General features: G+C 55.6%; 37 protein-coding genes. 35 read left to right on the forward strand and 2 right to left on the reverse strand.

The features are described 5' to 3' along the window. Positions 1-133: 133 nt before the first annotated feature. From KT71_RS04580 to tuf, 5 genes are all read left to right on the forward strand, one after another. Positions 134-892, forward strand: coding sequence for a hypothetical protein (locus KT71_RS04580; protein WP_023659964.1), 759 nt, complete (start codon positions 134-136; stop codon positions 890-892). Between the two features lie 336 nt (positions 893-1,228). Beyond that, on the forward strand, positions 1,229-1,600 hold the full coding sequence (rpsL, locus tag KT71_RS04585; RefSeq protein WP_008292624.1) for a 30S ribosomal protein S12: 372 nt from the start codon (positions 1,229-1,231) through the stop codon (positions 1,598-1,600). A gap of 169 nt (positions 1,601-1,769) precedes the next feature. After that, complete coding sequence (gene rpsG / locus KT71_RS04590) at positions 1,770-2,240, forward strand: 30S ribosomal protein S7 (protein WP_008292623.1); 471 nt, start codon at positions 1,770-1,772, stop codon at positions 2,238-2,240. A 48-nt stretch (positions 2,241-2,288) separates the two neighbouring features. Next, positions 2,289-4,397 carry an elongation factor G gene (gene fusA / locus KT71_RS04595; protein ID WP_008292622.1) on the forward strand — a complete coding sequence of 703 codons (2,109 nt, stop codon included), beginning with the start codon at positions 2,289-2,291 and terminating at the stop codon, positions 4,395-4,397. Positions 4,398-4,425: 28 nt separating this feature from the next. Beyond that, positions 4,426-5,649 carry an elongation factor Tu gene (gene tuf / locus KT71_RS04600; RefSeq protein WP_008292621.1) on the forward strand — a complete coding sequence of 408 codons (1,224 nt, stop codon included), beginning with the start codon at positions 4,426-4,428 and terminating at the stop codon, positions 5,647-5,649. Between the two features lie 243 nt (positions 5,650-5,892). Here the strand turns inward: tuf and KT71_RS19635 are convergent, their stop codons facing one another. Together KT71_RS19635 and KT71_RS04610 are read right to left on the reverse strand one after the other, a co-directional pair. Next, complete coding sequence (locus KT71_RS19635) at positions 5,893-6,609, reverse strand: alpha/beta fold hydrolase (protein ID WP_008292620.1); 717 nt, start codon at positions 6,607-6,609, stop codon at positions 5,893-5,895. A 36-nt stretch (positions 6,610-6,645) separates the two neighbouring features. Further along, entirely contained in the window at positions 6,646-7,029 is a 384-nt protein-coding gene (locus KT71_RS04610) for an NINE protein (RefSeq protein ID WP_023659965.1), read from the reverse strand. 216 nt (positions 7,030-7,245) lie between these two features. Between KT71_RS04610 and KT71_RS04620 the strand changes: the two genes are divergently transcribed. The 30 genes from KT71_RS04620 to rplQ all read left to right on the forward strand — a co-directional run bounded on the left by KT71_RS04620 (position 7,246) and on the right by rplQ (position 22,143). Beyond that, entirely contained in the window at positions 7,246-7,491 is a 246-nt protein-coding gene (locus KT71_RS04620; RefSeq protein WP_008292617.1) for an HP1242/YdcH family protein, read from the forward strand. Continuing rightward, positions 7,491-7,811, forward strand: a complete 321-nt coding sequence (locus tag KT71_RS04625; RefSeq protein WP_008292616.1) for a TraR/DksA family transcriptional regulator — start codon at positions 7,491-7,493, stop codon at positions 7,809-7,811. The genes KT71_RS04620 and KT71_RS04625 overlap by 1 nt, the downstream gene beginning before the upstream one ends. 216 nt (positions 7,812-8,027) lie before the next feature. Further along, positions 8,028-8,339, forward strand: coding sequence for a 30S ribosomal protein S10 (gene rpsJ, locus KT71_RS04630; protein WP_008292615.1), 312 nt, complete (start codon positions 8,028-8,030; stop codon positions 8,337-8,339). Positions 8,340-8,480: 141 nt separating this feature from the next. Further along, a complete protein-coding gene (gene rplC / locus KT71_RS04635; protein WP_023659966.1) occupies positions 8,481-9,116 on the forward strand; it encodes a 50S ribosomal protein L3 in 636 nt (211 codons plus the stop codon). 17 nt (positions 9,117-9,133) lie between these two features. Beyond that, positions 9,134-9,751 (forward strand): 50S ribosomal protein L4, encoded by a 618-nt coding sequence (rplD, locus tag KT71_RS04640; RefSeq protein WP_008292611.1) that lies wholly within the window; start codon positions 9,134-9,136, stop codon positions 9,749-9,751. Then, positions 9,748-10,044 carry a 50S ribosomal protein L23 gene (rplW, locus tag KT71_RS04645; protein ID WP_008292609.1) on the forward strand — a complete coding sequence of 99 codons (297 nt, stop codon included), beginning with the start codon at positions 9,748-9,750 and terminating at the stop codon, positions 10,042-10,044. Before rplD ends, rplW begins: the two co-directional genes overlap by 4 nt. 14 nt (positions 10,045-10,058) lie before the next feature. After that, positions 10,059-10,886, forward strand: coding sequence for a 50S ribosomal protein L2 (gene rplB, locus KT71_RS04650; protein WP_008292608.1), 828 nt, complete (start codon positions 10,059-10,061; stop codon positions 10,884-10,886). A 48-nt stretch (positions 10,887-10,934) separates the two neighbouring features. Beyond that, complete coding sequence (gene rpsS / locus KT71_RS04655; RefSeq protein ID WP_008292607.1) at positions 10,935-11,210, forward strand: 30S ribosomal protein S19; 276 nt, start codon at positions 10,935-10,937, stop codon at positions 11,208-11,210. Between the two features lie 28 nt (positions 11,211-11,238). Beyond that, entirely contained in the window at positions 11,239-11,577 is a 339-nt protein-coding gene (gene rplV, locus KT71_RS04660) for a 50S ribosomal protein L22 (RefSeq protein WP_008292606.1), read from the forward strand. Positions 11,578-11,596: 19 nt separating this feature from the next. Then, positions 11,597-12,265: a 30S ribosomal protein S3 gene (rpsC, locus tag KT71_RS04665; RefSeq protein WP_008292605.1), complete on the forward strand. Its 669-nt coding sequence runs from the start codon at positions 11,597-11,599 to the stop codon at positions 12,263-12,265. A 29-nt stretch (positions 12,266-12,294) separates the two neighbouring features. Further along, the gene (gene rplP / locus KT71_RS04670; protein ID WP_008292604.1) at positions 12,295-12,708 is read left to right on the forward strand and encodes a 50S ribosomal protein L16; all 414 of its coding nucleotides are present in this window, start codon (positions 12,295-12,297) and stop codon (positions 12,706-12,708) included. After that, positions 12,708-12,899: a 50S ribosomal protein L29 gene (rpmC, locus tag KT71_RS04675; RefSeq protein WP_008292601.1), complete on the forward strand. Its 192-nt coding sequence runs from the start codon at positions 12,708-12,710 to the stop codon at positions 12,897-12,899. Before rplP ends, rpmC begins: the two co-directional genes overlap by 1 nt. Positions 12,900-12,901: 2 nt before the next feature. After that, a complete protein-coding gene (gene rpsQ / locus KT71_RS04680; RefSeq protein WP_008292600.1) occupies positions 12,902-13,171 on the forward strand; it encodes a 30S ribosomal protein S17 in 270 nt (89 codons plus the stop codon). After that, complete coding sequence (rplN, locus tag KT71_RS04685; RefSeq protein ID WP_008292599.1) at positions 13,168-13,536, forward strand: 50S ribosomal protein L14; 369 nt, start codon at positions 13,168-13,170, stop codon at positions 13,534-13,536. The genes rpsQ and rplN overlap by 4 nt, the downstream gene beginning before the upstream one ends. Before the next feature lie 55 nt (positions 13,537-13,591). After that, on the forward strand, positions 13,592-13,906 hold the full coding sequence (rplX, locus tag KT71_RS04690) for a 50S ribosomal protein L24 (protein WP_008292598.1): 315 nt from the start codon (positions 13,592-13,594) through the stop codon (positions 13,904-13,906). A gap of 23 nt (positions 13,907-13,929) precedes the next feature. Then, the gene (gene rplE / locus KT71_RS04695) at positions 13,930-14,469 is read left to right on the forward strand and encodes a 50S ribosomal protein L5 (RefSeq protein ID WP_008292597.1); all 540 of its coding nucleotides are present in this window, start codon (positions 13,930-13,932) and stop codon (positions 14,467-14,469) included. Positions 14,470-14,477: 8 nt separating this feature from the next. After that, positions 14,478-14,783, forward strand: coding sequence for a 30S ribosomal protein S14 (rpsN, locus tag KT71_RS04700; RefSeq protein ID WP_008292596.1), 306 nt, complete (start codon positions 14,478-14,480; stop codon positions 14,781-14,783). Between the two features lie 24 nt (positions 14,784-14,807). After that, positions 14,808-15,203 (forward strand): 30S ribosomal protein S8, encoded by a 396-nt coding sequence (rpsH, locus tag KT71_RS04705; RefSeq protein ID WP_008292595.1) that lies wholly within the window; start codon positions 14,808-14,810, stop codon positions 15,201-15,203. A gap of 82 nt (positions 15,204-15,285) precedes the next feature. After that, entirely contained in the window at positions 15,286-15,813 is a 528-nt protein-coding gene (rplF, locus tag KT71_RS04710) for a 50S ribosomal protein L6 (protein ID WP_008292594.1), read from the forward strand. Positions 15,814-15,825: 12 nt separating this feature from the next. Further along, complete coding sequence (rplR, locus tag KT71_RS04715) at positions 15,826-16,176, forward strand: 50S ribosomal protein L18 (protein WP_008292593.1); 351 nt, start codon at positions 15,826-15,828, stop codon at positions 16,174-16,176. A 12-nt stretch (positions 16,177-16,188) separates the two neighbouring features. Further along, a complete protein-coding gene (gene rpsE, locus KT71_RS04720) occupies positions 16,189-16,695 on the forward strand; it encodes a 30S ribosomal protein S5 (protein ID WP_008292592.1) in 507 nt (168 codons plus the stop codon). 80 nt (positions 16,696-16,775) lie between these two features. After that, the gene (gene rpmD / locus KT71_RS04725) at positions 16,776-16,964 is read left to right on the forward strand and encodes a 50S ribosomal protein L30 (RefSeq protein WP_008292591.1); all 189 of its coding nucleotides are present in this window, start codon (positions 16,776-16,778) and stop codon (positions 16,962-16,964) included. Positions 16,965-16,972: 8 nt separating this feature from the next. After that, a complete protein-coding gene (rplO, locus tag KT71_RS04730) occupies positions 16,973-17,407 on the forward strand; it encodes a 50S ribosomal protein L15 (protein WP_008292590.1) in 435 nt (144 codons plus the stop codon). Positions 17,408-17,467: 60 nt separating this feature from the next. After that, positions 17,468-18,790, forward strand: coding sequence for a preprotein translocase subunit SecY (secY, locus tag KT71_RS04735; protein ID WP_008292589.1), 1,323 nt, complete (start codon positions 17,468-17,470; stop codon positions 18,788-18,790). 27 nt (positions 18,791-18,817) lie between these two features. Beyond that, positions 18,818-18,934, forward strand: a complete 117-nt coding sequence (gene rpmJ / locus KT71_RS19995) for a 50S ribosomal protein L36 (protein ID WP_075998814.1) — start codon at positions 18,818-18,820, stop codon at positions 18,932-18,934. Between the two features lie 135 nt (positions 18,935-19,069). Further along, a complete protein-coding gene (gene rpsM / locus KT71_RS04740) occupies positions 19,070-19,426 on the forward strand; it encodes a 30S ribosomal protein S13 (RefSeq protein ID WP_008292588.1) in 357 nt (118 codons plus the stop codon). Positions 19,427-19,519: 93 nt separating this feature from the next. Then, complete coding sequence (gene rpsK / locus KT71_RS04745; protein WP_008292587.1) at positions 19,520-19,912, forward strand: 30S ribosomal protein S11; 393 nt, start codon at positions 19,520-19,522, stop codon at positions 19,910-19,912. Between the two features lie 14 nt (positions 19,913-19,926). After that, positions 19,927-20,547 carry a 30S ribosomal protein S4 gene (rpsD, locus tag KT71_RS04750; RefSeq protein WP_008292586.1) on the forward strand — a complete coding sequence of 207 codons (621 nt, stop codon included), beginning with the start codon at positions 19,927-19,929 and terminating at the stop codon, positions 20,545-20,547. Positions 20,548-20,617: 70 nt separating this feature from the next. Next, positions 20,618-21,622, forward strand: a complete 1,005-nt coding sequence (locus KT71_RS04755) for a DNA-directed RNA polymerase subunit alpha (protein WP_008292585.1) — start codon at positions 20,618-20,620, stop codon at positions 21,620-21,622. 128 nt (positions 21,623-21,750) lie between these two features. After that, entirely contained in the window at positions 21,751-22,143 is a 393-nt protein-coding gene (gene rplQ / locus KT71_RS04760) for a 50S ribosomal protein L17 (RefSeq protein WP_023659968.1), read from the forward strand. Positions 22,144-22,408: the final 265 nt, after the last annotated feature.

Raw genomic sequence — 22,408 nt, forward strand, 5'->3', positions numbered from 1 at the left:
TCCAGCGCCGCTTTTTTTATGCCTACGTTTTGTGTCTCGTATGAATTGTCATTGACCTACCCCCTTTGTGGTCTACGCTGAAGATACAGCGCGGCACTCTTGCCGTGTGTTGTTCCACAACGAGGCTATAAATATGACTATAAAACTTGGCAGTGTGGCTTTAAGTGCAGGGGTTTTTTCTCTTATCGGGCTTCCGGTACAGGCTGATCACCACATGGAGATGCAGTTTGCGCCCACGGAGTTGATGACCTGCGCCTATAAAGAAGGCAAAGACAACGATGATCTCAAAAAGCTGACCAATGCTTTTACCAAGTGGGTGAAAAAGAACGATACCGCTTATACCTATTACCTATTGTCACCGAACTGGCATGAGGACGCTTCCGATTGGGATTTTGCCTGGGTGGGAAGCTGGACCAGCGGAGCGGGCATGGGCGCGGGCTACGACGCATGGATGAATGATGACGACGATGTCGGTGCCATGTTCCAGGATGTAATGGACTGTAACTATTCTCTCGCTTCCGTCACGCCGATTCAGGGCGAGGACGACGACGGTCCCTGGGAGCGTGGTGTGGTCTGGTTTTCCCGTTGTGAACTGGATGACGATGCAGGGCTCAGCGACGCGATAGGAGCCCATCGCACCATGGCCTCCGCCATGACTGATATGGGGCAGACCTCCGTGAGCTGGGCGTTTTTGCCAGCCCTGGGCTTTGGCGACGTCGAGTTTGACTACTACCATGTGCAGGCGTGGCCATCCTACTCACAGCTCGGCTCGGGCTTTGATAATTACTTCAACAAGGGGGGCTGGAAGGTGCAGGCAGACGCGCAGGATGACGTCGTTGAGTGTGCCTCACCTAATCTCTACACCTTCCGACTCGTGCACGCGGGGGAGTAGGGGGAGTAGACCTCTGCAGACTGTCCCAGGTCACTTTAAGTTGGCCTGAGTCATAAATCGCACAGGACCGCGACTGCGGCCTGTGCGACCGTTGACGAGCGCGCTTCACTCCCAGGTGGCAACCCGAGACTCTGGGGCCTCGCTGCCACCATTCTTGAAGGCGCAATTCTGTTGACTCCCCTACAACGCATCTATAGAATGCCGCCTCCTTTTTATGGAGGGCGGTTTTTCTTTGCCCGTCCGCTATTGCCCTGCCCATCGGAGTTTTATCCGCCAGCTTTGCAAAAGCGACAGCTAACACCGCCTTCTTTTTAGTGAGACTGGAGTCCAGTATTAATGGCAACAATTAACCAGCTCGTGCGCAAGCCGCGCAAGCGTAAGATCGAAAAGAGCGACGTTCCGGCTCTGCAGGGCTGTCCTCAGCGTCGTGGTGTGTGCACCCGTGTTTACACGACGACACCGAAGAAGCCTAACTCTGCACTGCGTAAAGTATGCCGTGTCCGCCTGACCAACGGCTATGAAGTGTCTTCCTACATCGGTGGTGAGGGTCACAACTTGCAGGAGCACAGTGTTGTACTGATCCGTGGTGGTCGAGTTAAAGATCTCCCCGGTGTTCGCTACCACACGGTTCGTGGCAGCCTCGATACTTCCGGCGTTGCCGATCGCAAGAACGGCCGCTCCAAGTACGGCGCCAAGCGACCTAAGTAAGAAACGCGGGTGATTACAGTTGCCCTGCATTAAAAGACTACGCTTATCGTAGCAACCCGATGGTCGGCAACGGTCCTCGGGCACAACGTAGTAAGGCCGGATCTCTGCCGCCCCCCGCCTAACAGGTGGCAGGACGGTATCCGGATAACCTGAAGAAAAGGAATAGATCATGCCAAGAAGAAGAGTGGTAGCAAAACGTGAAGTGCTGCCTGATCCCAAGTTTGCCAACGTCACCCTCGCCAAGTTCATGAACCACGTCATGGTTAGCGGCAAGAAGTCCGTTGCGGAAGGTATTGTGTACGGTGCCCTTGACCTCGTTCAGGAACGCGCTGGCAAAGACCCCATCGAAGTGTTTGACGAGGCCCTGGAGAACATTGCTCCCATGGTCGAGGTGAAGTCTCGACGTGTCGGTGGTGCCACCTACCAGGTCCCCGTAGAAGTTCGCCCCTCGCGACGCATCGCGCTGTCCATGCGCTGGTTGGTGGAATACGCCCGTAACCGCGGTGAGAAGTCCATGCGTCAGCGTCTTGCTGGTGAGATTCTTGACGCCTCTCAGGGCAAAGGAAACGCCGTGAAGAAGCGTGAAGATGTGCACCGTATGGCAGAAGCCAACAAAGCATTCTCGCACTTCCGATTCTAGGACTCCCGATTCTAGGACTCTCCTTCGTTCGATTAACGGGGCAGTAACGTGGCTCGCAAGACTCCAATTGGTCGTTATCGAAATATCGGTATTGTTGCGCACGTGGACGCGGGTAAAACCACGACCACGGAGCGCATCCTGTTTTACACCGGTCTGTCTCACAAGATAGGCGAGGTTCATGACGGCGCTGCCACCATGGACTGGATGGAGCAGGAGCAGGAGCGAGGCATCACTATTACCTCGGCTGCTACCACCTGCTTTTGGCAGGGCATGGATCAGCAGTTCGACCAGCATCGCATCAATATCATCGACACGCCGGGGCACGTCGACTTCACCATTGAAGTCGAGCGTTCCCTGCGCGTACTCGATGGCGCGGTCGTCGTTCTGTGCGGATCTTCCGGCGTTCAGCCGCAAACCGAGACCGTCTGGCGTCAGGCCAACAAGTATCATGTTCCCCGAATGGTCTTCGTCAATAAGATGGATCGCGCAGGAGCAGATTTCCATAGCGTTATTGCTCAGCTCAAGGAGCGCCTGGGCGCTAATCCTGTTCCGCTGCAAATGACCATTGGAGCCGAAGAGGAGTTCAGGGGTGTTGTCGACCTCGTGAAGAATAAGGCGATTCGGTGGAGCGCCGACGATATGGGCATGACCTTTGAGTATTCCGAGGTTCCCGAAGAACTCGTAGACCAGGTTGCAGAAATGCGCGAGTTTCTTGTCGAGGCGGCAGCAGAAGCCAACGACGAGCTTATGAACAAATATCTCGAAGGAGAGGAGCTCAGCGAGGAAGAGATTAAGGCCGGCATCCGTGCCCGAACCCTTGCCAGTGAGATTGTTCCGGTCCTTGGTGGATCTGCCTTCAAAAACAAGGGTGTGCAGGCGGTTCTGGACGCAGTTATTGAGTACATGCCCGCTCCCACAGAAGTAAAGGCCATTGAGGGCACGCTTGATGACGGTGAAACCGTGGAGAAGCGTGAGGCGGACGATTCTGCGCCGTTCGCCGCTCTGGCGTTCAAGATTGCTACCGACCCCTTTGTCGGCACGCTGACGTTTTTCCGCGTTTATTCGGGAAAATTGGAAAGCGGCACTGCGGTGTTCAATTCCGTCAAAGGAAAAAAAGAGCGCGTGGGGCGAATGGTGCAGATGCACTCGAATTCCCGCGAAGAAATCAAAGAAGTGCTGGCTGGAGACATCGCGGCCGCAGTGGGTCTGAAAGACGTCACAACCGGGGATACGCTGTGCTGCCAGGACAGCCCGATTATTCTCGAGCGCATGGAATTCCCGGAGCCGGTTATCTCTGTGGCCGTGGAGCCCCGTTCTACGGCGGATCAGGAGAAGATGGGCGTGGCTCTCGGGAAGCTCTCTCAGGAAGATCCATCTTTTCGCGTAAAGACCGACGAAGAGACAGGGCAGACCATCATCTCCGGTATGGGTGAACTGCACCTCGATATCATCATCGACCGCATGCGCCGGGAATTCAGTGTTGAAGCGAATATCGGTAATCCCCAGGTTGCCTATCGGGAAGCGATCCGAAATACCTCGGAGATCGAGGGTAAGTTCGTTCGCCAATCCGGCGGTCGCGGTCAGTACGGCCATGTCTGGATACGCTTTGAGCCGGCGGAGGATGCCACCGCCGAGGGGCTTGAGTTTGTAAACGAGATTGTTGGCGGATCCGTGCCCAAGGAATACATTCCTGCGGTACAGAAGGGCATCGAAGATCAAATGCAAAACGGCGTGCTTGCCGGTTATCCTCTCCTCGGTCTCAAGGCGACACTCTACGATGGCTCCTTTCACGATGTGGATTCGAATGAGATGGCTTTTAAGATAGCGGCCTCTATGGCGACGAAGCAGCTTTCCCAGGATGGTGGGGCGGTGCTTCTTGAGCCCATAATGAAGGTCGAAGTAGTCACCCCTGAAGAAAACATGGGCGACGTCGTTGGTGATCTCAATCGCCGCCGCGGCGTGATTGCGGGAATGGACGAGAACCCCTCAGGTAAAGTGATTAACGCGGACGTACCCCTTGCCGAAATGTTCGGCTACGCCACCGATCTGCGGAGCGCAACCCAGGGGCGTGCAACCTACACCATGGAATTTTTGCAGTACGCCGAGGCGCCGAACAACGTCGCCCAGGCCATTATTTCCAAGACCCAACCCTACTAACCAAGTCTCACTGGAGAGGTAAAGCAAAGTGGCAAAAGCAGCATTTGAGCGCGATAAGCCCCACGTTAATGTGGGAACGATTGGACACGTTGACCATGGTAAGACGACGCTGACGGCGGCGCTCACACGGGTTTGCTCAGAGGTATGGGGCGGCGATCTCGTAGCGTTTGACGGTATTGATAACGCACCGGAAGAGAAAGAGCGCGGCATTACGATTGCGACTTCACACGTTGAGTACGAGTCGGATTCACGCCACTACGCGCACGTTGACTGCCCCGGGCACGCGGATTATGTGAAGAACATGATCACCGGTGCGGCGCAGATGGACGGCGCTATCCTGGTATGTGGCGCGACGGACGGCCCTATGCCTCAGACCCGTGAGCACATCCTCCTGTCTCGTCAGGTAGGCGTGCCTTACATCGTGGTCTTCCTGAACAAGGCGGATCTGCTGGCTGAAGACTGTGGCGGTGCGGACTCCGAAGAGTACGAAGAGATGAAAGAACTGGTAGAGATGGAGCTTCGTGAGCTTCTTGACCAGTACGAGTTCCCCGGTGACGACACACCGATCATCTGTGGTTCAGCGCTGATGGCTCTGAACGGCGAAGACGACAACGAACTGGGCACCACGGCTGTTAAGACCCTGGTTGAGACGCTGGATTCTTACATCCCTGAGCCCGAGCGTGCCATTGACCAGCCTTTCCTGATGCCTGTAGAGGACGTGTTCTCTATCTCCGGTCGCGGCACGGTTGTGACCGGTCGTGTTGAGCGTGGCATTGTGACCGTTGGCGACGAGATCGAGATTGTCGGCATCAAGGACACGGCGAAGACGACTTGCACCGGTGTTGAGATGTTCCGCAAGCTCCTTGACGAAGGCCGTGCGGGTGAGAACGTAGGTGTTCTCCTGCGTGGTACGAAGCGTGAAGAAGTTGAGCGTGGTCAGGTTCTGTCCAAGCCCGGCAGCGTGAATCCTCACACGAAGTTTGAGTCTGAGGTTTATGTTCTGTCCAAGGATGAGGGTGGTCGTCACACGCCGTTCTTCAAGGGCTACCGTCCGCAGTTTTACTTCCGTACGACGGACGTAACCGGCGCATGTGAGCTTCCTGACGGCGTTGAGATGGTGATGCCGGGTGACAACGTACAGATGGTTGTGACCTTGATAGCACCGATTGCGATGGAAGAAGGCCTGCGTTTTGCTATTCGTGAGGGTGGTCGAACGGTTGGCGCTGGCGTTGTCGCTAAGATCATCGAGTAAGGCGAAGGTAGTTACTTCGGCTTGCACCGCTGCACCTGTTTCTTCGCGTCGCGCTTTGCGCTCCTGATTGCTGCGAAACAGGCACACCGGCACAAGCCTTAGGCACAACCCAAGCGAGTCACGGTGGTGTTGCGATGCGAGCGTAGTAATACCGGCGAGAATCGCGGAATCTTGCAAAAAAGCCCAGCTTCTTAGCTGGGCTTTTTTGTGCCTGACTTCTGCAGTTGTACCTGTGATGACTGTTCAGCTGCGAAGTATCTGGGGCAGTACGGTATGTAAGGCCGAATAATGCCCCAACTCCGGCAGCGACTTCAGGGTGCAACGGTTACCGAGATGTCGGGCAAGGGCCTCTGCCATGGCCGGGGGTGTCCAGGTATCGGCGCTGCCCTGATAGATGTGTACCGGACAGCGGATTTCACGAGTCAACCCCGCCCAGGGATGCACGTAGTCTTTCAAGGTTGACAGGTAGCGCTGTCGGTCCCTCACGAACGCTGAGTGAAAGCCATGACGGGAGGCCTTTCGGAAATCCTCGTCATCCAGTAAGGCTTTATCGCTTGGAGGGCTTTCCGCGAAAATTCGGTTCAAGAGTGCGTCGGGCGCGAAACGATTCACGGCGCCCTGTGCGCCCGTTAGAGCGGAAAGTAACCATGGGTGTCTTGCTGCCAGGCGAAACACCGGCGCCCCTGCCATGTCATGGAGGAATTCGCCTAATTCCAAAGGCGCAGCCGGCGCTATGAGATGCAATGAGTCTACCGCGCTGTTAGCTGCCGCGGCTTTTAGGGCGCCGAAAGCGCCCATGGAAAACCCGATGAGGCTGACACTGCCTCTGCTGTCGTGGCGTTTTTCCGTGCCCCAGTTTGCGGGATGCAGGACCTCCGGTTTTTCTATGTCCTGGGCATCGAGAAAATACAGCTCGGCGCTGGAGCCGGGAAGACCGTGGAAGTAGCAAAAATGTGTCAAATCGCGGTAATGAGCGATGTTGGCGTTCTGAGACGCCTACTCATTAATCTCATCGATCTGTTCATTCAGCGTCCAATAATCATAGAGGATGCCGATACCAAACAGACCCAGCGTCAACAGGTAGAGGACCCCCGTGAATATCTTGCCCATATAGAAGCGATGAATGCCGAAAGCGCCGAGGAAGGTGAGGAGGATCCACGAAATATTGTAGTCGACATCCCCTTCGTAATAGCGGCGATCAGCATCGTCGTTCATGCCGGGAATCAGCAATAGATCGATAATCCAGCCAACAAATAAAAGCCCGAAGGTGAAGAACCAGATCGTACCGGTGATGGGACGCCCGTAGTAAAAGCGATGGGCGCCCATAAAGCCGAATATCCACAGAAGATAACCCATGACAACAGAGTGAGAGCGTTCCATATGCGATATGTCTCCTGGTTCAGCGTCCGTCTGTTACGGACGCTTCGCGATGAATCCTGCGTTGATCATGACACAGGTCATGGTATCGAACGAAAGGCGCGCGGTAAGCTGAATCAATGCTGCGGTGAACGCAACGGTCACCGTCGTTATAGTGGCAAAAGCAGTCACGAAAGCGGCCGCTAAAACTGGTCATTAAAATAACTTCAGGAGTTTCCTATGTCTGTAACACATCACGATCTTGTGCATGAATTTCCCGAGCACAAAGAGCGTATTCATGATTTAAAAACCAGTAATGCGCATTTTCGCAAGCTTTTCGAGCAGTACCACGATCTGACTCGCGAAGTTGAAAACATGGAAAACGAGGTCACACCTGTGACGACGCAGACCGAAGAAGACGCCAAGCTTAAGCGCCTGCATCTAAAAGATGAGCTCTATCGCATGATTACCCAAGAGGCCCATTAATGACTGTCGATGGCTCACAGGAAAAGCAGGCGCTTCAGCGTCGATTAGAGGAGTTGGAGGGACGTCTCGAAAAGCTTAAGCGCGATGCCGCTCAGGCGCACTCCTCCGACTCCGCCGAGCAGGCCCAGGAGCGGGAGAACGACGAAGTGGTTGATGCCATTGGCGTCGAGACACGGGAAGCTATCGTTGCCCTGAAGGCCGCGCTCCTCAGAATGGAGGAGGGAAGCTATGGGGTATGCGTCGAGTGTGGGGGCACTATTGCTGCCGCGCGTCTTGAGGCACGCCCGGAGGCCACCCATTGCATCAACTGCGCGGACTGACGCCCCTTCGACATGAAGTAGTTCGAGTCAAAGCACCTTCCTCTCCCGCCGTACCCTAGGGCCCCGGCGATCCCAAGGGGATAAACTCCCCGGTCTGTCGATATTTCACAACATATTCCTTGACAGTCGGGGTGCTCATACCTAGAATTCGCGCTCCATTTGTCGGGGTCCCCACCGCGGGGCTCTGGTTTTTTGAAAAGATTGGAGACTGATCGCGTGCAGAATCAACGCATACGTATTCGCCTGAAAGCTTTTGACCACCGCCTGATCGATACCTCGACTCAGGAAATCGTTGAAACAGCTCGGCGAACCGGCGCACAGGTACGAGGCCCTATACCTTTACCTACGCGCAAAGAACGTTACACCGTGCTGGTTTCACCGCACGTTAATAAGGACGCCCGTGATCAGTACGAGATTCGTACCCACAAGCGCCTTCTCGACATCATTGAGCCTACGGAAAAGACCGTTGACGCATTGATGAAGCTCGACCTGGCGGCGGGCGTGGAAGTACAAATCAGTCTTGGTTAACGACAATTCGTAGCAAGACCTGCCTCGGCCACCGGTGGTAACACAAAGGACGGCGCGAGGTGTGTAACGCCCAAGTCTTCAATGGTGAGGAAATGGGCGGCCATAGAGGGTGAGAGCCCCGTACACTGTGAGGTTGGCAAAATGACTATTGGCTTAGTCGGCCGGAAATCCGGCATGACGCGCGTCTTTACTGAAGACGGCGCATCTATACCAGTAACCGTAGTGGAGGTTTCTCCAAACCGCGTTACTCAAATCAAAGAAAACGACAGCGATGGCTATCGTTCGATTCAAGTAACTGCGGGCAGCCGAAAGGCCGCCAAAGTAAGCAAGTCCGAGGCGGGTCTCTTCGCCAAGGCTGGTGTTGAAGCCGGCCGTGGCCTCTGGGAATTCCGTCTGTCTGCTGAAGAAGAAGGCTTTGAGGTTGGCGCTGAGCTGACCGTAGAGCGCTTCGAAGAAGGCCAGAAAGTGGATGTTGCTGGCAAGTCCAAGGGTAAAGGTTTCCAGGGCGTCATTAAGCGTTGGAACTTCAGCATGCAGGATGCTACCCACGGTAACTCCCTGTCGCACCGTGCGCCTGGCTCGATTGGCCAGTGTCAAACCCCGGGTCGCGTCTTCAAAGGCAAGAAGATGTCGGGCCAGATGGGTAACACAAACGTTACGGTTCAGGGTCTTGAGATCGTGCGCGTAGATGCAGAGCGTAATCTGCTCCTGATTAAAGGTGCTGTACCTGGTGCACCCGGTGGGGACGTTGTCGTACGTCCGGCCGTTAAAGGCTGAGCGCGGGAGGAATATAGGTGGAACTGAGTATATTAAAGCCCGGGAACGAGTCGGCAGGCACGCTTTCCGTGTCCGATGCCAACTTCGCGCGCGAGTACAACGAAGACCTGGTACACCAGGTTGTGACGTCTTTTCTCGCAGGTGCCCGTCAGGGAACGCGAGCTCAAAAGACGCGATCTGATGTCAGCGGCGGTGGTAAGAAGCCCTGGCGCCAGAAGGGCACAGGCCGTGCCCGTGCGGGGACGATTCGCTCGCCGATTTGGCGTAGCGGTGGCGTGACCTTCGCTGCACGGCCCCAGGATCACAGTGTCAAGGTAAATCGCAAGATGTACCGCGCCGCCCTGAAGACCATCATGTCCGAGCTTACTCGTCAGGATCGTCTGGTAGTGGTTGAAACATTGGACCTTGATGCGCCTAAAACAAAGCTGTTGGTCAATCAGTTGGATGGCTACGGCGTAAACAGTGCGCTGCTGATTGCCGATCAGGTTAACGAAAACCTGTATCTGGCGTCGCGCAATCTGCAAAAGGTTGATGTCCGTGATGTTCAGGCCATCGACCCCGTAAGTCTGCTGGCTCATGACAAGGTCATGGTTACCGTAGACGCCATTAAGAAGATTGAGGAGATGTTGGCATGAACCGTGAGCGCGTATTTCAGGTGCTGATGGGTCCGCATGTGTCGGAAAAGGCAGCCATTGTTGCCGATGCCAACAATCAGTACGTATTTAAAGTAGCTCTCGACGCTACCAAGAACGAGATCCGCAAGTCTGTGGAGCAGCTGTTCAAGGTTAGTGTTGAGGATGTCCAGACTCTTAAGGTCAAGGGCAAGATGAAGCGGAATCGTTACGGTTTTAGCACCAAGCCGACCTGGAAGAAGGCCTATGTCCGAATTGCCCAGGGGCAGGACATCGACTTCGCGGCAGCTGAGTAAGGGAGAGCGGGCAAATGGCAATTGCAAAAAGTAAGCCGACGTCAGCGGGCCGCCGTCACCAGGTTCGCGTCGTTAATCAGGATCTGCACAAGGGCGCACCCTACGCGCCGCTGCTGGAAAGGCAGTCGCGCAATGGCGGTCGAAACAATAACGGGCGCATCACCACGCGTCACGTTGGCGGTGGACATAAGCAGCACTACCGCGTTATCGATTTTAAGCGCAACAAAGATGCGATCCCCGCGAAGGTAGAGCGTATTGAATACGACCCTAACCGCACTGCGCACATCGCACTGCTGTTGTTCGCCGATGGCGAGCGTCGTTACATCATCGCACCCAAGGGCTTGAAAGCAGGCGATGCCGTGCAGTCAGGGTCGGCGGCACCGATCAAGACCGGTAACTGTCTGCCATTACGGAATATTCCCGTGGGTTCTGTAGTCCACGGTGTGGAGTTGAAGCCCGGTAAGGGTGCGCAGCTCGCTCGTTCTGCCGGTGCGTCTGTGCAGCTCGCTGCTCGTGAAGGTCGTTACGCAACGATTCGCCTGCGCTCCGGTGAGATGCGCAAGGTGCTGGCGGATTGCCGCGCGACCCTGGGCGAAGTGTCCAACTCAGAGCACAGCCTGCGCAAGCTGGGTAAAGCGGGTGCTGCGCGCTGGCGCGGTGTTCGTCCGACGGTACGTGGTGTTGCCATGAACCCCGTTGATCACCCCCATGGTGGTGGTGAAGGCCGTACTTCGGGTGGACGGCATCCGGTCAGCCCCTGGGGCACGCCGACCAAGGGTTACAAGACCCGCAAGAACAAGCGTACCGATGATCTCATCGTGCGTCGCCGGCGCAAGAAGTAACGCCGGCGCCCTTTGGGATTGGACGAATAGAATTAGAGGAACAAAACAGTGCCACGTTCATTAAAGAAAGGCCCGTTTATTGACCTTCACCTCATGAAGAAGGTGGAGGCCGCGCTGGAGGCCAATGATCGCCGACCCATCAAGACCTGGTCGCGTCGCTCTATGGTGTCTCCGGATATGGTTGGTTTGACGATTGCCGTACACAACGGGCGACAGCACGTGCCTGTTTTGGTCAACGAAGACATGGTAGGCCACAAGCTTGGCGAGTTCGCGGTAACGCGCACGTTCAAGGGCCACGTTGTGGACAAGAAGGTCAAGCGCTAAGCGCTAGCCGGGAATAGGAATCGGATTGATGGAAGTTTCAGCTAGATTAAAGGGTGCACGCATCTCCGCGCAAAAAGCGCGGCTGGTTGCAGACCAGGTTCGCGGCAAGCCCGTCGAAGAGGCTCTGTCGGTGCTGGAGTACAGCAACAAGAAGGCAGCGCACATTGTTCGCAAGGTGTTGAACTCTGCTATTGCGAATGCTGAGAACAACGAAGGCGCGGATGTCGATGAGCTGAAGGTTTCGACGGTTTTTGTCGATGAAGGCATGACCATGAAGCGTCTTCGCCCACGAGCCAAGGGTCGCGCAGATCGTATTTTCAAGCGCAGCTGTCATATCACCGTTAAAGTCGCCGACGGCGAAAGCTAAAGGATTAGGAGAGGACCACATGGGTCAGAAAGTACATCCCACGGGCATCCGCCTTGGCATCGTCAAGGACCATACTTCGGTTTGGTATGCGGACCGTAAGAACTACGCCAAGCAATTGGTGACCGATTTGCAGGTGCGCAGCCTGATCGAAAAGAAGCTCGACAACGCCTCCGTAAGTCGCGTTGTGATTGAGCGTCCGGCTCAAACGGCACGGATCACCATTCACACGGCTCGCCCCGGTATCGTGATTGGTAAAAAAGGTGAGGATGTCGACAAGCTGCGTAAGCAGCTGACTAAGGAAATGGGTGTGCCCGTGCACATCAATATTGAAGAGATCCGCAAGCCGGATCTGGACGCACGCCTGGTTGCGCAGAACGTCGCGCAGCAGCTTGAGCGTCGGGTGATGTTCCGTCGGGCCATGAAGCGGGTTGTTCAAAACGCGATGCGCCAGGGCGCCGAAGGCATCAAGGTTCAGGTCAGTGGACGCCTCGGCGGTGCTGAGATTGCACGCACCGAGTGGTATCGCGAAGGTCGAGTGCCTTTGCACACGCTGCGGGCTGACATTGATTACGCAACATACGAGGCAGCAACTACCTACGGAATTCTGGGCGTCAAGGTCTGGATCTTCAAGGGTGAGGTGCTAGGCGCCGACGAGGCTGATAACGGCCGTAAGGCAGCGGCCAGCTAAGCGGCCAAAGAAGCTAAGGGTTTAGAAGAATGCTGCAACCAAAACGTACAAAGTTTCGCAAGATGATGAAGGGCCGCAACCGTGGTCTGGCTCATCGTGGTAGCAAGGTTAGCTTTGGCGAATTCGGACTGAAGGCCACGGGCCGCGGGCGTGTTACTGCGCGCCAGATTGAGGCGGCCCGTCGTGCCATGACCCGTCACATCAAGCGTGGCGGCAAGATCTGGATCCGTGTTTTCCCGGACAAGCCAATTACCGGCAAGCCGTTGGAGGTTCGTCAGGGTAAAGGTAAAGGTAACGTCGAGTACTGGGTAGCTCAGGTTCAGCCTGGCAAGGTGCTCTACGAGGTACAGGGTGTGTCGGAAGAATTGGCGCGCGAGGCGTTTGAGCTCGCGGCGGCGAAAATTCCGGTGTCCACTGCATTTGTTAAAAGATCGGTGATGTGATGAAAGGCAGCGAATTGCGCGAGCAGAGCGCAGAACAACTAGGCGAGCAGCTGCTGGCACTCCGCGAGGAGCAGTTCAAGCTGCGTATGCAGAAGGCGACGGGCCAGTTGAGCCAGACGCACCTCCTGCAGGCCAACCAGCGCGACATCGCGCGGGTAAAAACCGTGTTGCACGAAAAGGCAGGTGAATAGCGATGTCAGCTGAAAAAAGAACCCGGACCGTAACCGGCCGTGTAGTAAGCAACAAGATGGACAAGTCCATCACGGTGCTTATTGAGCGTCGCGTACGTCATCCTATGTATGGCAAGTACATGACACGCTCATCGAAGGTGCATGCGCACGACGCAGAGAACCAGTGTGCTATTGGTGATCTCGTGACGGTTGCGGAAGTGCGTCCTATCTCCAAGAGCAAGACCTGGAACCTCGTTGAGGTTGTAGAGAAAGGGGAGACTATCGCGCCATGATCCAGACAGAATCTTATTTGGAAGTAGCAGATAACAGCGGCGCCCGTCGTGTTATGTGCATCAAGGTCCTCGGTGGCTCCAAGCGTCGCTACGCGCGCGTTGGCGATCTCATCAAGGTGACCGTTAAAGAAGCTATTCCTCGCGGAAAAGTGAAAAAGGGTCAGGTCATGACCGCCGTGGTTGTGCGTACCAAGAAAGGTGTTCGCCGGCCGGACGGATCTTTGATCAAGTTTGACGACAACGCAGCGGTCCTGTTGAACAACCAGGAAGCGCCTATCGGCACCCGTATTTTTGGGCCGGTAACCCGCGAGCTTCGTGGTGAGAAATTCATGAAGATCATTTCCCTTGCACCGGAAGTGATCTGACGGCGGGCGACTCAAAAGGTTGCCGCGCAGTAGAAAGAGTAAAGAGTAGAGAGCAATGTTGAAGATTAAATGTGACGATGAAGTAATCGTGCTCGCTGGCAAAGACAAGGGCAAGCGCGGCAAAGTGCGAAAAATCGTAGATGACAGCCGTGTGATCGTCACAGGTGTCAACATGATTAAGAAGCACACCAAGCCTAACCCCCAGGCGGGCGTACAGGGCGGAATCGTAGAGCGTGAAGCGGCGATCCAGGTGTCAAACATAGCTATCTTCAATCCAGAGACGAGCAAGGCGGATCGTATCGGCTTTCGCGTTGAAGACGGAAAGAAGGTCAGATTTTATAAGTCCAGCGGCGCAGCGCTGGACGCCTAAGGGCAAGGAACAGGTACAAGCAAATGGCAACCTTGAAAGATAAGTACCGGGATGAAATCGCGGTCAAGCTCAAAGAAGAGCTGGGCTTGGATAACGTGATGGAAGTACCGCGGATTACCAAGATCACCCTGAACATGGGTGTCGGCGAAGCTGTGGGCGACAAGAAGGTCATGGAGAGTGCGCTCTCTGATATGACCAAGATCGCCGGGCAGAAGCCCGTTGTAACCCTGGCGCGTCGCTCCATTGCCGGCTTCAAGATCCGTGATGGTTGGCCGATCGGCTGCAAGGTAACCCTGCGCAGTGAGCGCATGTACGAGTTTCTTGATCGCCTGGTGAGCATTGCAATACCGCGTATCCGTGACTTCCGTGGCATCAGCCCCAAGTCCTTTGACGGCCGCGGTAACTTTGCCATGGGCGTTACAGAGCAGATTATCTTCCCGGAGATCAACTACGACGAAGTCGATAGCCTCCGCGGTATGGATATCACTATTACAACGACAGCCCGCACGGACGACGAAGGTCGTGCCTTGCTGCGTGCTTTCAATTTTCCGCTGAAAGGGTAATTCGGGTTATGGCAAAGAAGTCGATGATTGCGCGTGAAGACAAGCGTGCTCGTACCGTCGCCCGCTACGCGGCGAAGCGTGCAGAAATCAAAGCGGTCCTGGCCAGCACAACGGCCACCGATGAAGAGAAGTGGGATGCGCAGGTCGCGCTGCAGAAGCTGCCGCGCAATGCTAGCCCCGTGCGTCAGCAGCGTCGCTGCCAGATCACCGGTCGCCCCCATGGTGTGTATCGCAAGTTTGGTTTGTGTCGTAACAAGCTCCGTGAGGCCGCCATGCGCGGTGACGTCCCCGGTTTGGTCAAGGCCAGCTGGTAAGCGAAGCCGAGAAGGAATAGAAACATGAGTATGCAAGACCCCCTGGCGGATATGTTGACCCGCATTCGCAACGCGCAGATGGCCGGCAAAACCAGCATCGATATGCCTGGTTCAAAGCTTAAAGCTGCGGTAGCGAAAGTACTTGAAGAAGAAGGTTACATCGCAGGATTCGAGGCCCACGCCGATGGTGTGAAGCCGCGTCTGCGTCTGGACCTTAAATATTTTGATGGGAAGCCCGTCATCGCGGAGATAGATCGCGTCAGTCGTCCTAGCGTGCGTCGTTACGCCAGCAAGGATGAGTTGCCGACCGTTCGTGGTGGCCTGGGAGTCGCAATCGTGTCGACCTCCCGTGGCGTAATGACCGACCGAGCGGCTCGTGCTGCCGGCGTAGGTGGCGAGGTGCTTTGCACGGTCTTCTAAAGACCCCTGTGCGAGCTTGGCTAGTTAAAAGATTTACCGTTGCTTTGCAGCAGCGATAAAAGTTGAAGAGAAAGGGCGAAGTATGTCCAGAGTTGCAAACAATCCAGTCTCCCTGCCGAAAGGCGTGGAGTTGACCGTGGACGGTCGTGAAGTGCAGGTAAAGGGTGCCAAGGGCTCTCTGACCCTGTCTCTTTATGATGGCGTCAACATTGACCAGGAAGATGGCACTGTGACCTTCGCTTATGACAGCGATGCGTCAAAAGCGATGGCGGGTACGACCCGTGCGCTGGTGAACAACATGGTCAAGGGCGTGTCTGAGGGGTGGCAGAAGAAGCTGGTCCTCAACGGTGTTGGTTATCGTGCCAAGGCGTCGGGAAAGTCGGTCAATCTGACCATCGGACTGTCCCACCCGGTCGATTTTGAGCTGCCCGAAGGGCTCAGCGCTGAGACACCGTCCCAGACTGAGATCGTGGTCAGCGGAATAGACAAGCAGGCTGTGGGCGAAGCGGCGGCGAAAATCCGTGCCTTCCGTCCACCGGAGCCATACAAAGGCAAAGGTATTCGTTACGCGGATGAGCATGTCCGTCGTAAGGAAGCCAAGAAGAAGTAACAGGACAACGAGATGAGTGCAAAGAACGATTCGCGTCTCCGTCGCGCCCGCAAAGCGCGTCAGCGTATGCGCACCCAGGGTGCTAACCGTCTGAGCGTACACCGTACGCCGCGTCACATTTACGCGCAGGTGTTCGCGCCTGCAGGCGATGCCGTTCTGGCAAGTGCTTCTACGTTGGACAGCAGTCTGCGTGGCGGTGCGACGGGCAACATTGATGCAGCATCCGCTGTTGGCAAGCTCCTCGCTGAGCGTGCAAAGGCTGCGGGTATTGAAAAGGTCGCTTTTGATCGCGGTGGTTTTAAGTACCACGGGCGGGTGAAGGCGCTGGCTGAAGCCGCGCGCGAAGGCGGACTGGAATTCTAGGGTATATAGACGATGGCGTTTAACGATCAGAAGCAGCAAGACGGCGATCTCCAGGAAAAACTGGTTCAGGTCAACCGTGTGGCAAAAGTAGTGAAGGGCGGCCGGATCTTTGGTTTTACCGCGCTTACTGTTGTTGGCGACGGCAAGGGTCGCGTTGGTTTCGGCCGTGGCAAGGCGCGTGAAGTGCCTGTTGCCATTCAGAAAGCAATGGAAGCGGCTCGACGCAACATGATTCAGGTGGATCTCGACAACGGGACGATCCAGTACCCCATCAAGGCACGTCATGGTGCTTCCAAGGTGTACATGCAGCCTGCCTCTGAAGGTACCGGCGTGATCGCTGGTGGCGCCATGCGCGCGGTTCTCGAGATCGCCGGTGTCCACAACGTTCTGGCCAAATGCTATGGCTCCACAAACCCGGTGAACGTGGTGCGAGCCACCTTCAATGGTCTGCGTGATATGGCATCTCCCGAGTCGGTGGCTGCCAAGCGTGGAAAGAGCGTCGAAGAGATTTACGGTTAACAGGCTATTTAAGGGCTGTTTTTCCAGTAGTTTAAGTAATTTCAGCACCAATTTTGTGCAACAACACGGATTAGCGAGTCATGGCTAAGGCAACGATTAAGGTCACCCTGACCAAGAGCAGCAACGGGCGGTTAAAGAATCACCGCGCCTGCGTAGCCGGTTTGGGACTGCGCCGCATTGGACACACGGTGGAGGTGGAAGACACCCCCTCGGTACGCGGCATGATTAACAAAGTCAGCTATATGCTGAACGTGGAGGAACAGGCGTGAGCGATACAATGCGACTCAACACCCTGAGCCCGGCTCCCGGTTCGCGCAAGGCAGGAAAGCGTGTCGGCCGTGGTATCGGCAGCGGCCTGGGCAAGACGGCCGGCCGTGGACACAAGGGCCAGAAGTCTCGCTCCGGTGGCACTGTGGCACCAGGCTTTGAGGGTGGTCAGATGCCTCTCCAGAAACGTCTGCCCAAGTACGGTTTTACTTCGCGTATTTCTCGCACGACTGCCCAGGTTCGATTGGGTGAGTTGAACAAGGTCGATAGTGAAGTGATTGATCTTGAAGCACTGAAGAGCGCCGATGTTGTTCGTGACGACGTCCTGCGTGTACGCGTGTTTTTGTCTGGTGAGATCAAAAAAGCGGTAACGTTGAAGGGAATTCCCGTGAGTAAGGGTGCCCGCGAAGCGATCGAAAAGGCTGGCGGCAAGATCGAAGACTAGGTCTTCGGATTACTGCTTGCGTAAAGATATTAGGTATTTGGGAGCGACAACGAGAAACTGATGGCCGAGTTACCCTCAGCAAACCGTGCCGGACTGGGCGAGCTTTTTGCTCGCCTTCGTTTTGTATTGGTCGCGATAATTGTGTACCGCATCGGTACGCACATTCCTGTGCCGGGTATCGATCCGAATCAGCTCGCGGCGCTTTTTAACCAGAATCAGGGCACCATTCTGGGACTGGCGAATATGTTTTCCGGCGGCGCTCTGGAGCGTATGAGTATTCTCGCCCTGGGCATCATGCCGTACATCTCTGCATCCATCATCATGCAGCTGATGTCCGCGGTGACACCCCAGTTGGAGCAGCTCAAGAAAGAAGGTGAGGCTGGGCGACGCAAGATAAGTCAGTACACGCGCTACCTGACGGTGGTACTCGCCATCGTGCAGGCGACGGGCATGACCGTGGGTATGGCGAACCAGGGCATGAGCTACAACTCGGGCCTGCTGTTCTTCATCATTGCGATCACGTCCCTGGTTACCGGCGCCGTGTTCATGATGTGGCTCGGCGAGCAGATCACCGAGAAGGGTGTAGGTAACGGTATTTCTCTGCTGATCTTCGCGGGAATTGTGGCCGGCCTGCCATCCGCCATTGGTCAGTCTCTGGAGCAGGCCCGGCAGGGAGAGATCAACATATTGGCCCTCTTGCTGATCCTCACCCTGGCGATAGCCGTGATCTACATGATTGTATTTATTGAGCGGGGTCAGCGCCGGATCACCGTGAATTACGCCAAGCGACAGCAGGGGCGGAAGATGTATCAGGCGCAGAGCTCGCATCTGCCCCTCAAGGTCAACATGGCGGGCGTGATCCCAGCGATCTTTGCGAGCAGCATTCTGCTGTTCCCCGCCTCCATTGCCCAGTGGTTCGGGCAGTCCGGTGGCGCCGACTGGCTCCAGGATCTCGCGGTGGCTATTGGTCCCGGGCAGCCCCTGAACATTCTGCTGTTTACCATATTTATCGTGTTCTTCTGCTTCTTCTACACGGCGTTGATGTTCAACCCCCAGGAAGTTGCAGATAACCTGAAGAAGTCCGGAGCGTTTGTGCCCGGTATCCGTCCGGGTCAGCAGACGGCTAATTACATCGATGGCGTGTTAACGCGACTCACGGTGTTTGGTTCTGCCTACATTGCCCTGGTATGTCTACTGCCGCAGTTTCTGGTGGTGACCTGGAACGTACCTTTTTATCTGGGCGGTACATCGCTGCTCATCGTCGTTGTAGTGGTCATGGACTTCATGGCGCAGGTGCAGAGCCACATGATGTCTCACCAGTACGACTCGGTGATGAAAAAGGCCAATCTGAAGAATTATGGAAGCGCGGGCCGTGTTCGTTAAGAACCGGACCTGTTTGGGAGTAAGAAGATGAAAGTTAGAGCATCGGTAAAAAAGATCTGCAGAAACTGCAAGGTCGTTCGTCGCAAGGGTGTGGTTCGCGTGATCTGCAACACAGATCCTCGTCACAAGCAGCGTCAGGGCTAAGGGTTGCAGGCATTGCGTTCTGGCAACGAAATCGTTAAAATCGCGCGCCTTTTTTCAGGGTTTCGCAATCTCGCGTCGCGGCAGGCACAATCTGCCGGGTTCGATGCGGGTATACAGTTTTTCGGAGATAAGTGAATGGCTCGTATAGCCGGGGTCAACATACCCGACAACAAGCACGCCGTAATCTCCCTCACCTATATTTTTGGTGTAGGGCGTACCCAGGCCAAGCGCATTTGCGAGGCCAGCGGCGTAGAAGAGAGCGCCCGTGTCGGAGATCTTTCAGAAGATCAGCTCGACGTGCTGCGTAACAAAGTGGGTGAGTTGACCGTCGAGGGCGACCTTCGCCGGGAAGTCTCCATGAATATCAAGCGATTGATGGATCTGGGTTGTAACCGTGGTCTTCGCCACCGTCGTAACCTGCCGCTTCGCGGACAGCGCACCAAGACCAATGCGCGTACCCGTAAGGGACCAAGAAAACCGATTCGCCGTTAATTCCGCGCCGGTCTGATACCGGCGTTAACAGTGAGTCCTTAATTAGTGTAGCTGCACCGCAGTGCAGTGTTGATATTAAGCAGGATTAGATACATGGCTAAGCCAGGTGCCAAGAGCACGCGCAAGAAAATCACGCGCACCATCGCTGATGGAATCGCGCACATTCATGCGTCATTTAACAACACCATCATCACTATCACCGATCGTCAGGGCAACACCCTGAGCTGGGCCACCTCCGGTGGGTCAGGTTTCCGTGGTTCACGTAAGAGCACGCCATTTGCCGCACAGGTTGCAGCAGAGCGCGCCGGTGAAGCGGCTAAAGAGTACGGTCTTCAGAATTTAGATGTACAGGTAAAAGGTCCGGGACCTGGTCGCGAGTCGGCCGTCCGTGCCCTGAATGCCTGTGGTTACAAGATCAGCAATATCACTGACGTGACGCCGATCCCCCACAATGGTTGTCGTCCGCCCAAGAAGCGTCGCGTTTAAGAGGGAGCAAGAATATGGCTCGTTATATTGGCCCAAAGTGTAAGCTCGCTCGCCGCGAGGGCACTGACCTGTTTTTGAAGAGCGGCGTTCGTTCGCTTGAATCGAAGTGTAAGCCGGAGTCTGTCCCCGGGCAGCATGGTGCTCGCCGTGGACGTTTGTCCGATTACGGCGTGCAGCTGCGCGAGAAGCAGAAGGTACGTCGTATTTACGGAGTGCTCGAAAAGCAATTCCGCAACTATTACAAGGAGGCTGCTCGCCTGAAGGGCGCGACCGGTGAAAACCTGCTTCAGCTTCTCGAGAGCCGTCTGGATAACGTGGTTTATCGCATTGGTTTCGGCTCCACGCGCTCCGAAGCACGTCAGCTGGTCGCTCACAAGGCGATCCTGGTGAACGGTAAGGTTGTGAACATCGCGTCTTACAAGGTTAAGGCAGGTGACGTAGTGTCCCTGCGCGAGAAGGCTAAAAAGCAGCTGCGTGTGCAGTCGGCAATGGCCCTCGCCGCACAGCGCGGTGAGCCTGAGTGGATTGACGTGAATGTCGAGAAGCTGGAGGCGGTTTACAAGGCTGCGCCGGATCGGCAGGAACTGACTTCTGAGATCAACGAGAACCTGATCGTCGAGCTGTACTCCAAGTAAGAAAGGGCGCTGAGCGCCTTTTCAGAGTATCCAGAGCCGATCGTTCCGAACACACATACAGGTGCCATAGATGCAATCATCAGTTAAAGATTTACTGACTCCTCGCAAGATTAACGTTGCGGAAAAGAGCAAGACCCGTGCTCAGGTAACCCTTGAGCCCCTGGAGCGTGGTTTTGGACACACGCTGGGTAACGCTTTGCGTCGTATCCTGCTTTCTTCCATGCCCGGCTGCGCCATTACCGAGGTGGAAATCGATGGTGTGCTACACGAGTACTCCGCGATTGAGGGTGTTCAGGAAGATGTGATCGAGATTCTTCTGAATCTCAAGGGTGTCGCGCTGATCATGAATGGCAAGGACGAAGCAGAGCTGGTACTGAGCAAGGAAGGCGAAGGCCCGGTTACAGCGGCAGACATCCAGACTGATCATGATATTGAAATCTGTAATCCAGAGCACCTGATCTGCACTCTGAACAGCAAGTCTGCGGTTCATATGAAGCTGACCATTGCTCGCGGTCGTGGTTACTCACCGGCGGATGCCCGTGAGAACCCTGAAGAAGAGACGCGCTCCATCGGTCGTCTTCAGTTGGATGCCACTTTCTCGCCGGTAATGCGGGTTTCCTACGTGGTAGAAGCGGCGCGGGTAGAACAGCGAACGGACCTCGATAAGCTGGTACTCGATCTGGAGACCAACGGCACGATTGATCCCGAGGAAGCAATTCGTCGCGCCGCCACGATTCTAAATGATCAGCTTCGCGTGTTTGTGGATCTGCAGAGTGAGACGCAGGCGGTCACCAGCGATGCTGAAGACGAAGTGGATCCCGTATTGCTCCGTCCCGTAGACGACCTCGAGTTGACTGTGCGCTCTGCAAACTGTCTGAAGGCTGAGAACATTTACTACATCGGTGATCTGGTTCAGCGCACGGAAGTCGAGCTGCTCAAGACCCCGAACCTGGGTAAGAAGTCACTGACAGAGATCAAGGACGTACTGGCATCGCGCGGTCTGTCTCTGGGCATGCGACTTGAGAGCTGGCCACCGGCCAGTCTCCGGAATGATGAGAAGGTGCTGAGCGCCTGATCAGGGCTGAGCGGCGGGCAAAGAGTCCGCCCCGGCATTTGCAAATATAGTTGTAAAGATTTGCAAGAAAAGCTACGTACACAAAAGACAACAGGGCGTCGAGAGACGCCGAGTAAAGGACTGGAAAAATGCGTCATCGTCAAAGCGGACGTCAGTTAAACCGCAATAGCTCACACCGGAAAGCCATGTTTCGTAACATGACCATATCTCTGGTCGAGCATGAGCTGATTCGTACTACCCTGCCTAAAGCGAAAGAGCTTCGTGGTTATGCAGAGCCCCTCATCACGCTGGCGAAAAACGACAGCGTTGCGAACCGCCGCCTGGCCTTTGATCGCGTGCGCAACAAGGCTGCTGTGGGCAAGCTGTTCACGGAGCTGGGTCCACGCTACCAGGCGCGTCCTGGCGGCTACATCCGCATTCTAAAGTGCGGATACCGTACCGGGGACAAGGCACCCATGGCTTACGTGGAGCTCGTAGATCGTCCCGAGCCCGAGAGCTACGACGACGCTGGCGAAGAATAAGCCGGTTGGCTTAGACCGTTCACAAAGCTTACGAGAAGCCGGGCAATAGCCCGGTTTTTTTGTGCCCATTGCTCGAGGCCGGTTTTATTAAACGAGTGGTTGCGGATAACACCACACCTGTTGTTACGCGTCGCGCAGGGCGCTCCTGATTGCTCCACAACAGGCATGGTGTCACCCGCGGACGCCAGGCTGTAGGTCCGGCTTCACTTTGCTGCCCGAAGTTATTGAGCGGTAGCGTTCTATTCCGCGCGCTGTGTGCTCTGTA

Origin of the sequence: Congregibacter litoralis KT71, assembly GCF_000153125.2 — a bacterium.
Classification (GTDB): Bacteria; Pseudomonadota; Gammaproteobacteria; order Pseudomonadales; family Halieaceae; genus Congregibacter; species Congregibacter litoralis.

Excerpts from the sequence above, each read along its gene's own strand:
- rpsK (WP_008292587.1), top strand. The coding sequence starts at position 19,520 with ATGGCTAAGCCAGGTGCCAAGAGCACGCGCAAGAAAATCACGCGCACC.
- rplF (WP_008292594.1), top strand. The coding sequence starts at position 15,286 with ATGTCCAGAGTTGCAAACAATCCAGTCTCCCTGCCGAAAGGCGTGGAG.
- rplB (WP_008292608.1), top strand. The coding sequence starts at position 10,059 with ATGGCAATTGCAAAAAGTAAGCCGACGTCAGCGGGCCGCCGTCACCAG.
- secY (WP_008292589.1), top strand. The coding sequence starts at position 17,468 with ATGGCCGAGTTACCCTCAGCAAACCGTGCCGGACTGGGCGAGCTTTTT.
- rpmC (WP_008292601.1), top strand. The coding sequence starts at position 12,708 with ATGAAAGGCAGCGAATTGCGCGAGCAGAGCGCAGAACAACTAGGCGAG.
- rpsL (WP_008292624.1), top strand. The coding sequence starts at position 1,229 with ATGGCAACAATTAACCAGCTCGTGCGCAAGCCGCGCAAGCGTAAGATC.
- KT71_RS04610 (WP_023659965.1), bottom strand. The coding sequence starts at position 7,029 with ATGGAACGCTCTCACTCTGTTGTCATGGGTTATCTTCTGTGGATATTC.
- rpsM (WP_008292588.1), top strand. The coding sequence starts at position 19,070 with ATGGCTCGTATAGCCGGGGTCAACATACCCGACAACAAGCACGCCGTA.
- KT71_RS04625 (WP_008292616.1), top strand. The coding sequence starts at position 7,491 with ATGACTGTCGATGGCTCACAGGAAAAGCAGGCGCTTCAGCGTCGATTA.
- rpsN (WP_008292596.1), top strand. The coding sequence starts at position 14,478 with ATGGCAAAGAAGTCGATGATTGCGCGTGAAGACAAGCGTGCTCGTACC.
- rplN (WP_008292599.1), top strand. The coding sequence starts at position 13,168 with ATGATCCAGACAGAATCTTATTTGGAAGTAGCAGATAACAGCGGCGCC.
- rpsG (WP_008292623.1), top strand. The coding sequence starts at position 1,770 with ATGCCAAGAAGAAGAGTGGTAGCAAAACGTGAAGTGCTGCCTGATCCC.
- rplQ (WP_023659968.1), top strand. The coding sequence starts at position 21,751 with ATGCGTCATCGTCAAAGCGGACGTCAGTTAAACCGCAATAGCTCACAC.
- rplO (WP_008292590.1), top strand. The coding sequence starts at position 16,973 with ATGCGACTCAACACCCTGAGCCCGGCTCCCGGTTCGCGCAAGGCAGGA.
- rpmJ (WP_075998814.1), top strand. The coding sequence starts at position 18,818 with ATGAAAGTTAGAGCATCGGTAAAAAAGATCTGCAGAAACTGCAAGGTC.
- rplC (WP_023659966.1), top strand. The coding sequence starts at position 8,481 with ATGACTATTGGCTTAGTCGGCCGGAAATCCGGCATGACGCGCGTCTTT.
- rpsE (WP_008292592.1), top strand. The coding sequence starts at position 16,189 with ATGGCGTTTAACGATCAGAAGCAGCAAGACGGCGATCTCCAGGAAAAA.
- rpmD (WP_008292591.1), top strand. The coding sequence starts at position 16,776 with ATGGCTAAGGCAACGATTAAGGTCACCCTGACCAAGAGCAGCAACGGG.
- rpsH (WP_008292595.1), top strand. The coding sequence starts at position 14,808 with ATGAGTATGCAAGACCCCCTGGCGGATATGTTGACCCGCATTCGCAAC.
- KT71_RS04580 (WP_023659964.1), top strand. The coding sequence starts at position 134 with ATGACTATAAAACTTGGCAGTGTGGCTTTAAGTGCAGGGGTTTTTTCT.
- KT71_RS04620 (WP_008292617.1), top strand. The coding sequence starts at position 7,246 with ATGTCTGTAACACATCACGATCTTGTGCATGAATTTCCCGAGCACAAA.
- rplX (WP_008292598.1), top strand. The coding sequence starts at position 13,592 with ATGTTGAAGATTAAATGTGACGATGAAGTAATCGTGCTCGCTGGCAAA.
- rplR (WP_008292593.1), top strand. The coding sequence starts at position 15,826 with ATGAGTGCAAAGAACGATTCGCGTCTCCGTCGCGCCCGCAAAGCGCGT.
- rplE (WP_008292597.1), top strand. The coding sequence starts at position 13,930 with ATGGCAACCTTGAAAGATAAGTACCGGGATGAAATCGCGGTCAAGCTC.
- rplV (WP_008292606.1), top strand. The coding sequence starts at position 11,239 with ATGGAAGTTTCAGCTAGATTAAAGGGTGCACGCATCTCCGCGCAAAAA.
- KT71_RS04755 (WP_008292585.1), top strand. The coding sequence starts at position 20,618 with ATGCAATCATCAGTTAAAGATTTACTGACTCCTCGCAAGATTAACGTT.
- rplW (WP_008292609.1), top strand. The coding sequence starts at position 9,748 with ATGAACCGTGAGCGCGTATTTCAGGTGCTGATGGGTCCGCATGTGTCG.
- rpsD (WP_008292586.1), top strand. The coding sequence starts at position 19,927 with ATGGCTCGTTATATTGGCCCAAAGTGTAAGCTCGCTCGCCGCGAGGGC.
- rpsC (WP_008292605.1), top strand. The coding sequence starts at position 11,597 with ATGGGTCAGAAAGTACATCCCACGGGCATCCGCCTTGGCATCGTCAAG.
- rplP (WP_008292604.1), top strand. The coding sequence starts at position 12,295 with ATGCTGCAACCAAAACGTACAAAGTTTCGCAAGATGATGAAGGGCCGC.
- rpsQ (WP_008292600.1), top strand. The coding sequence starts at position 12,902 with ATGTCAGCTGAAAAAAGAACCCGGACCGTAACCGGCCGTGTAGTAAGC.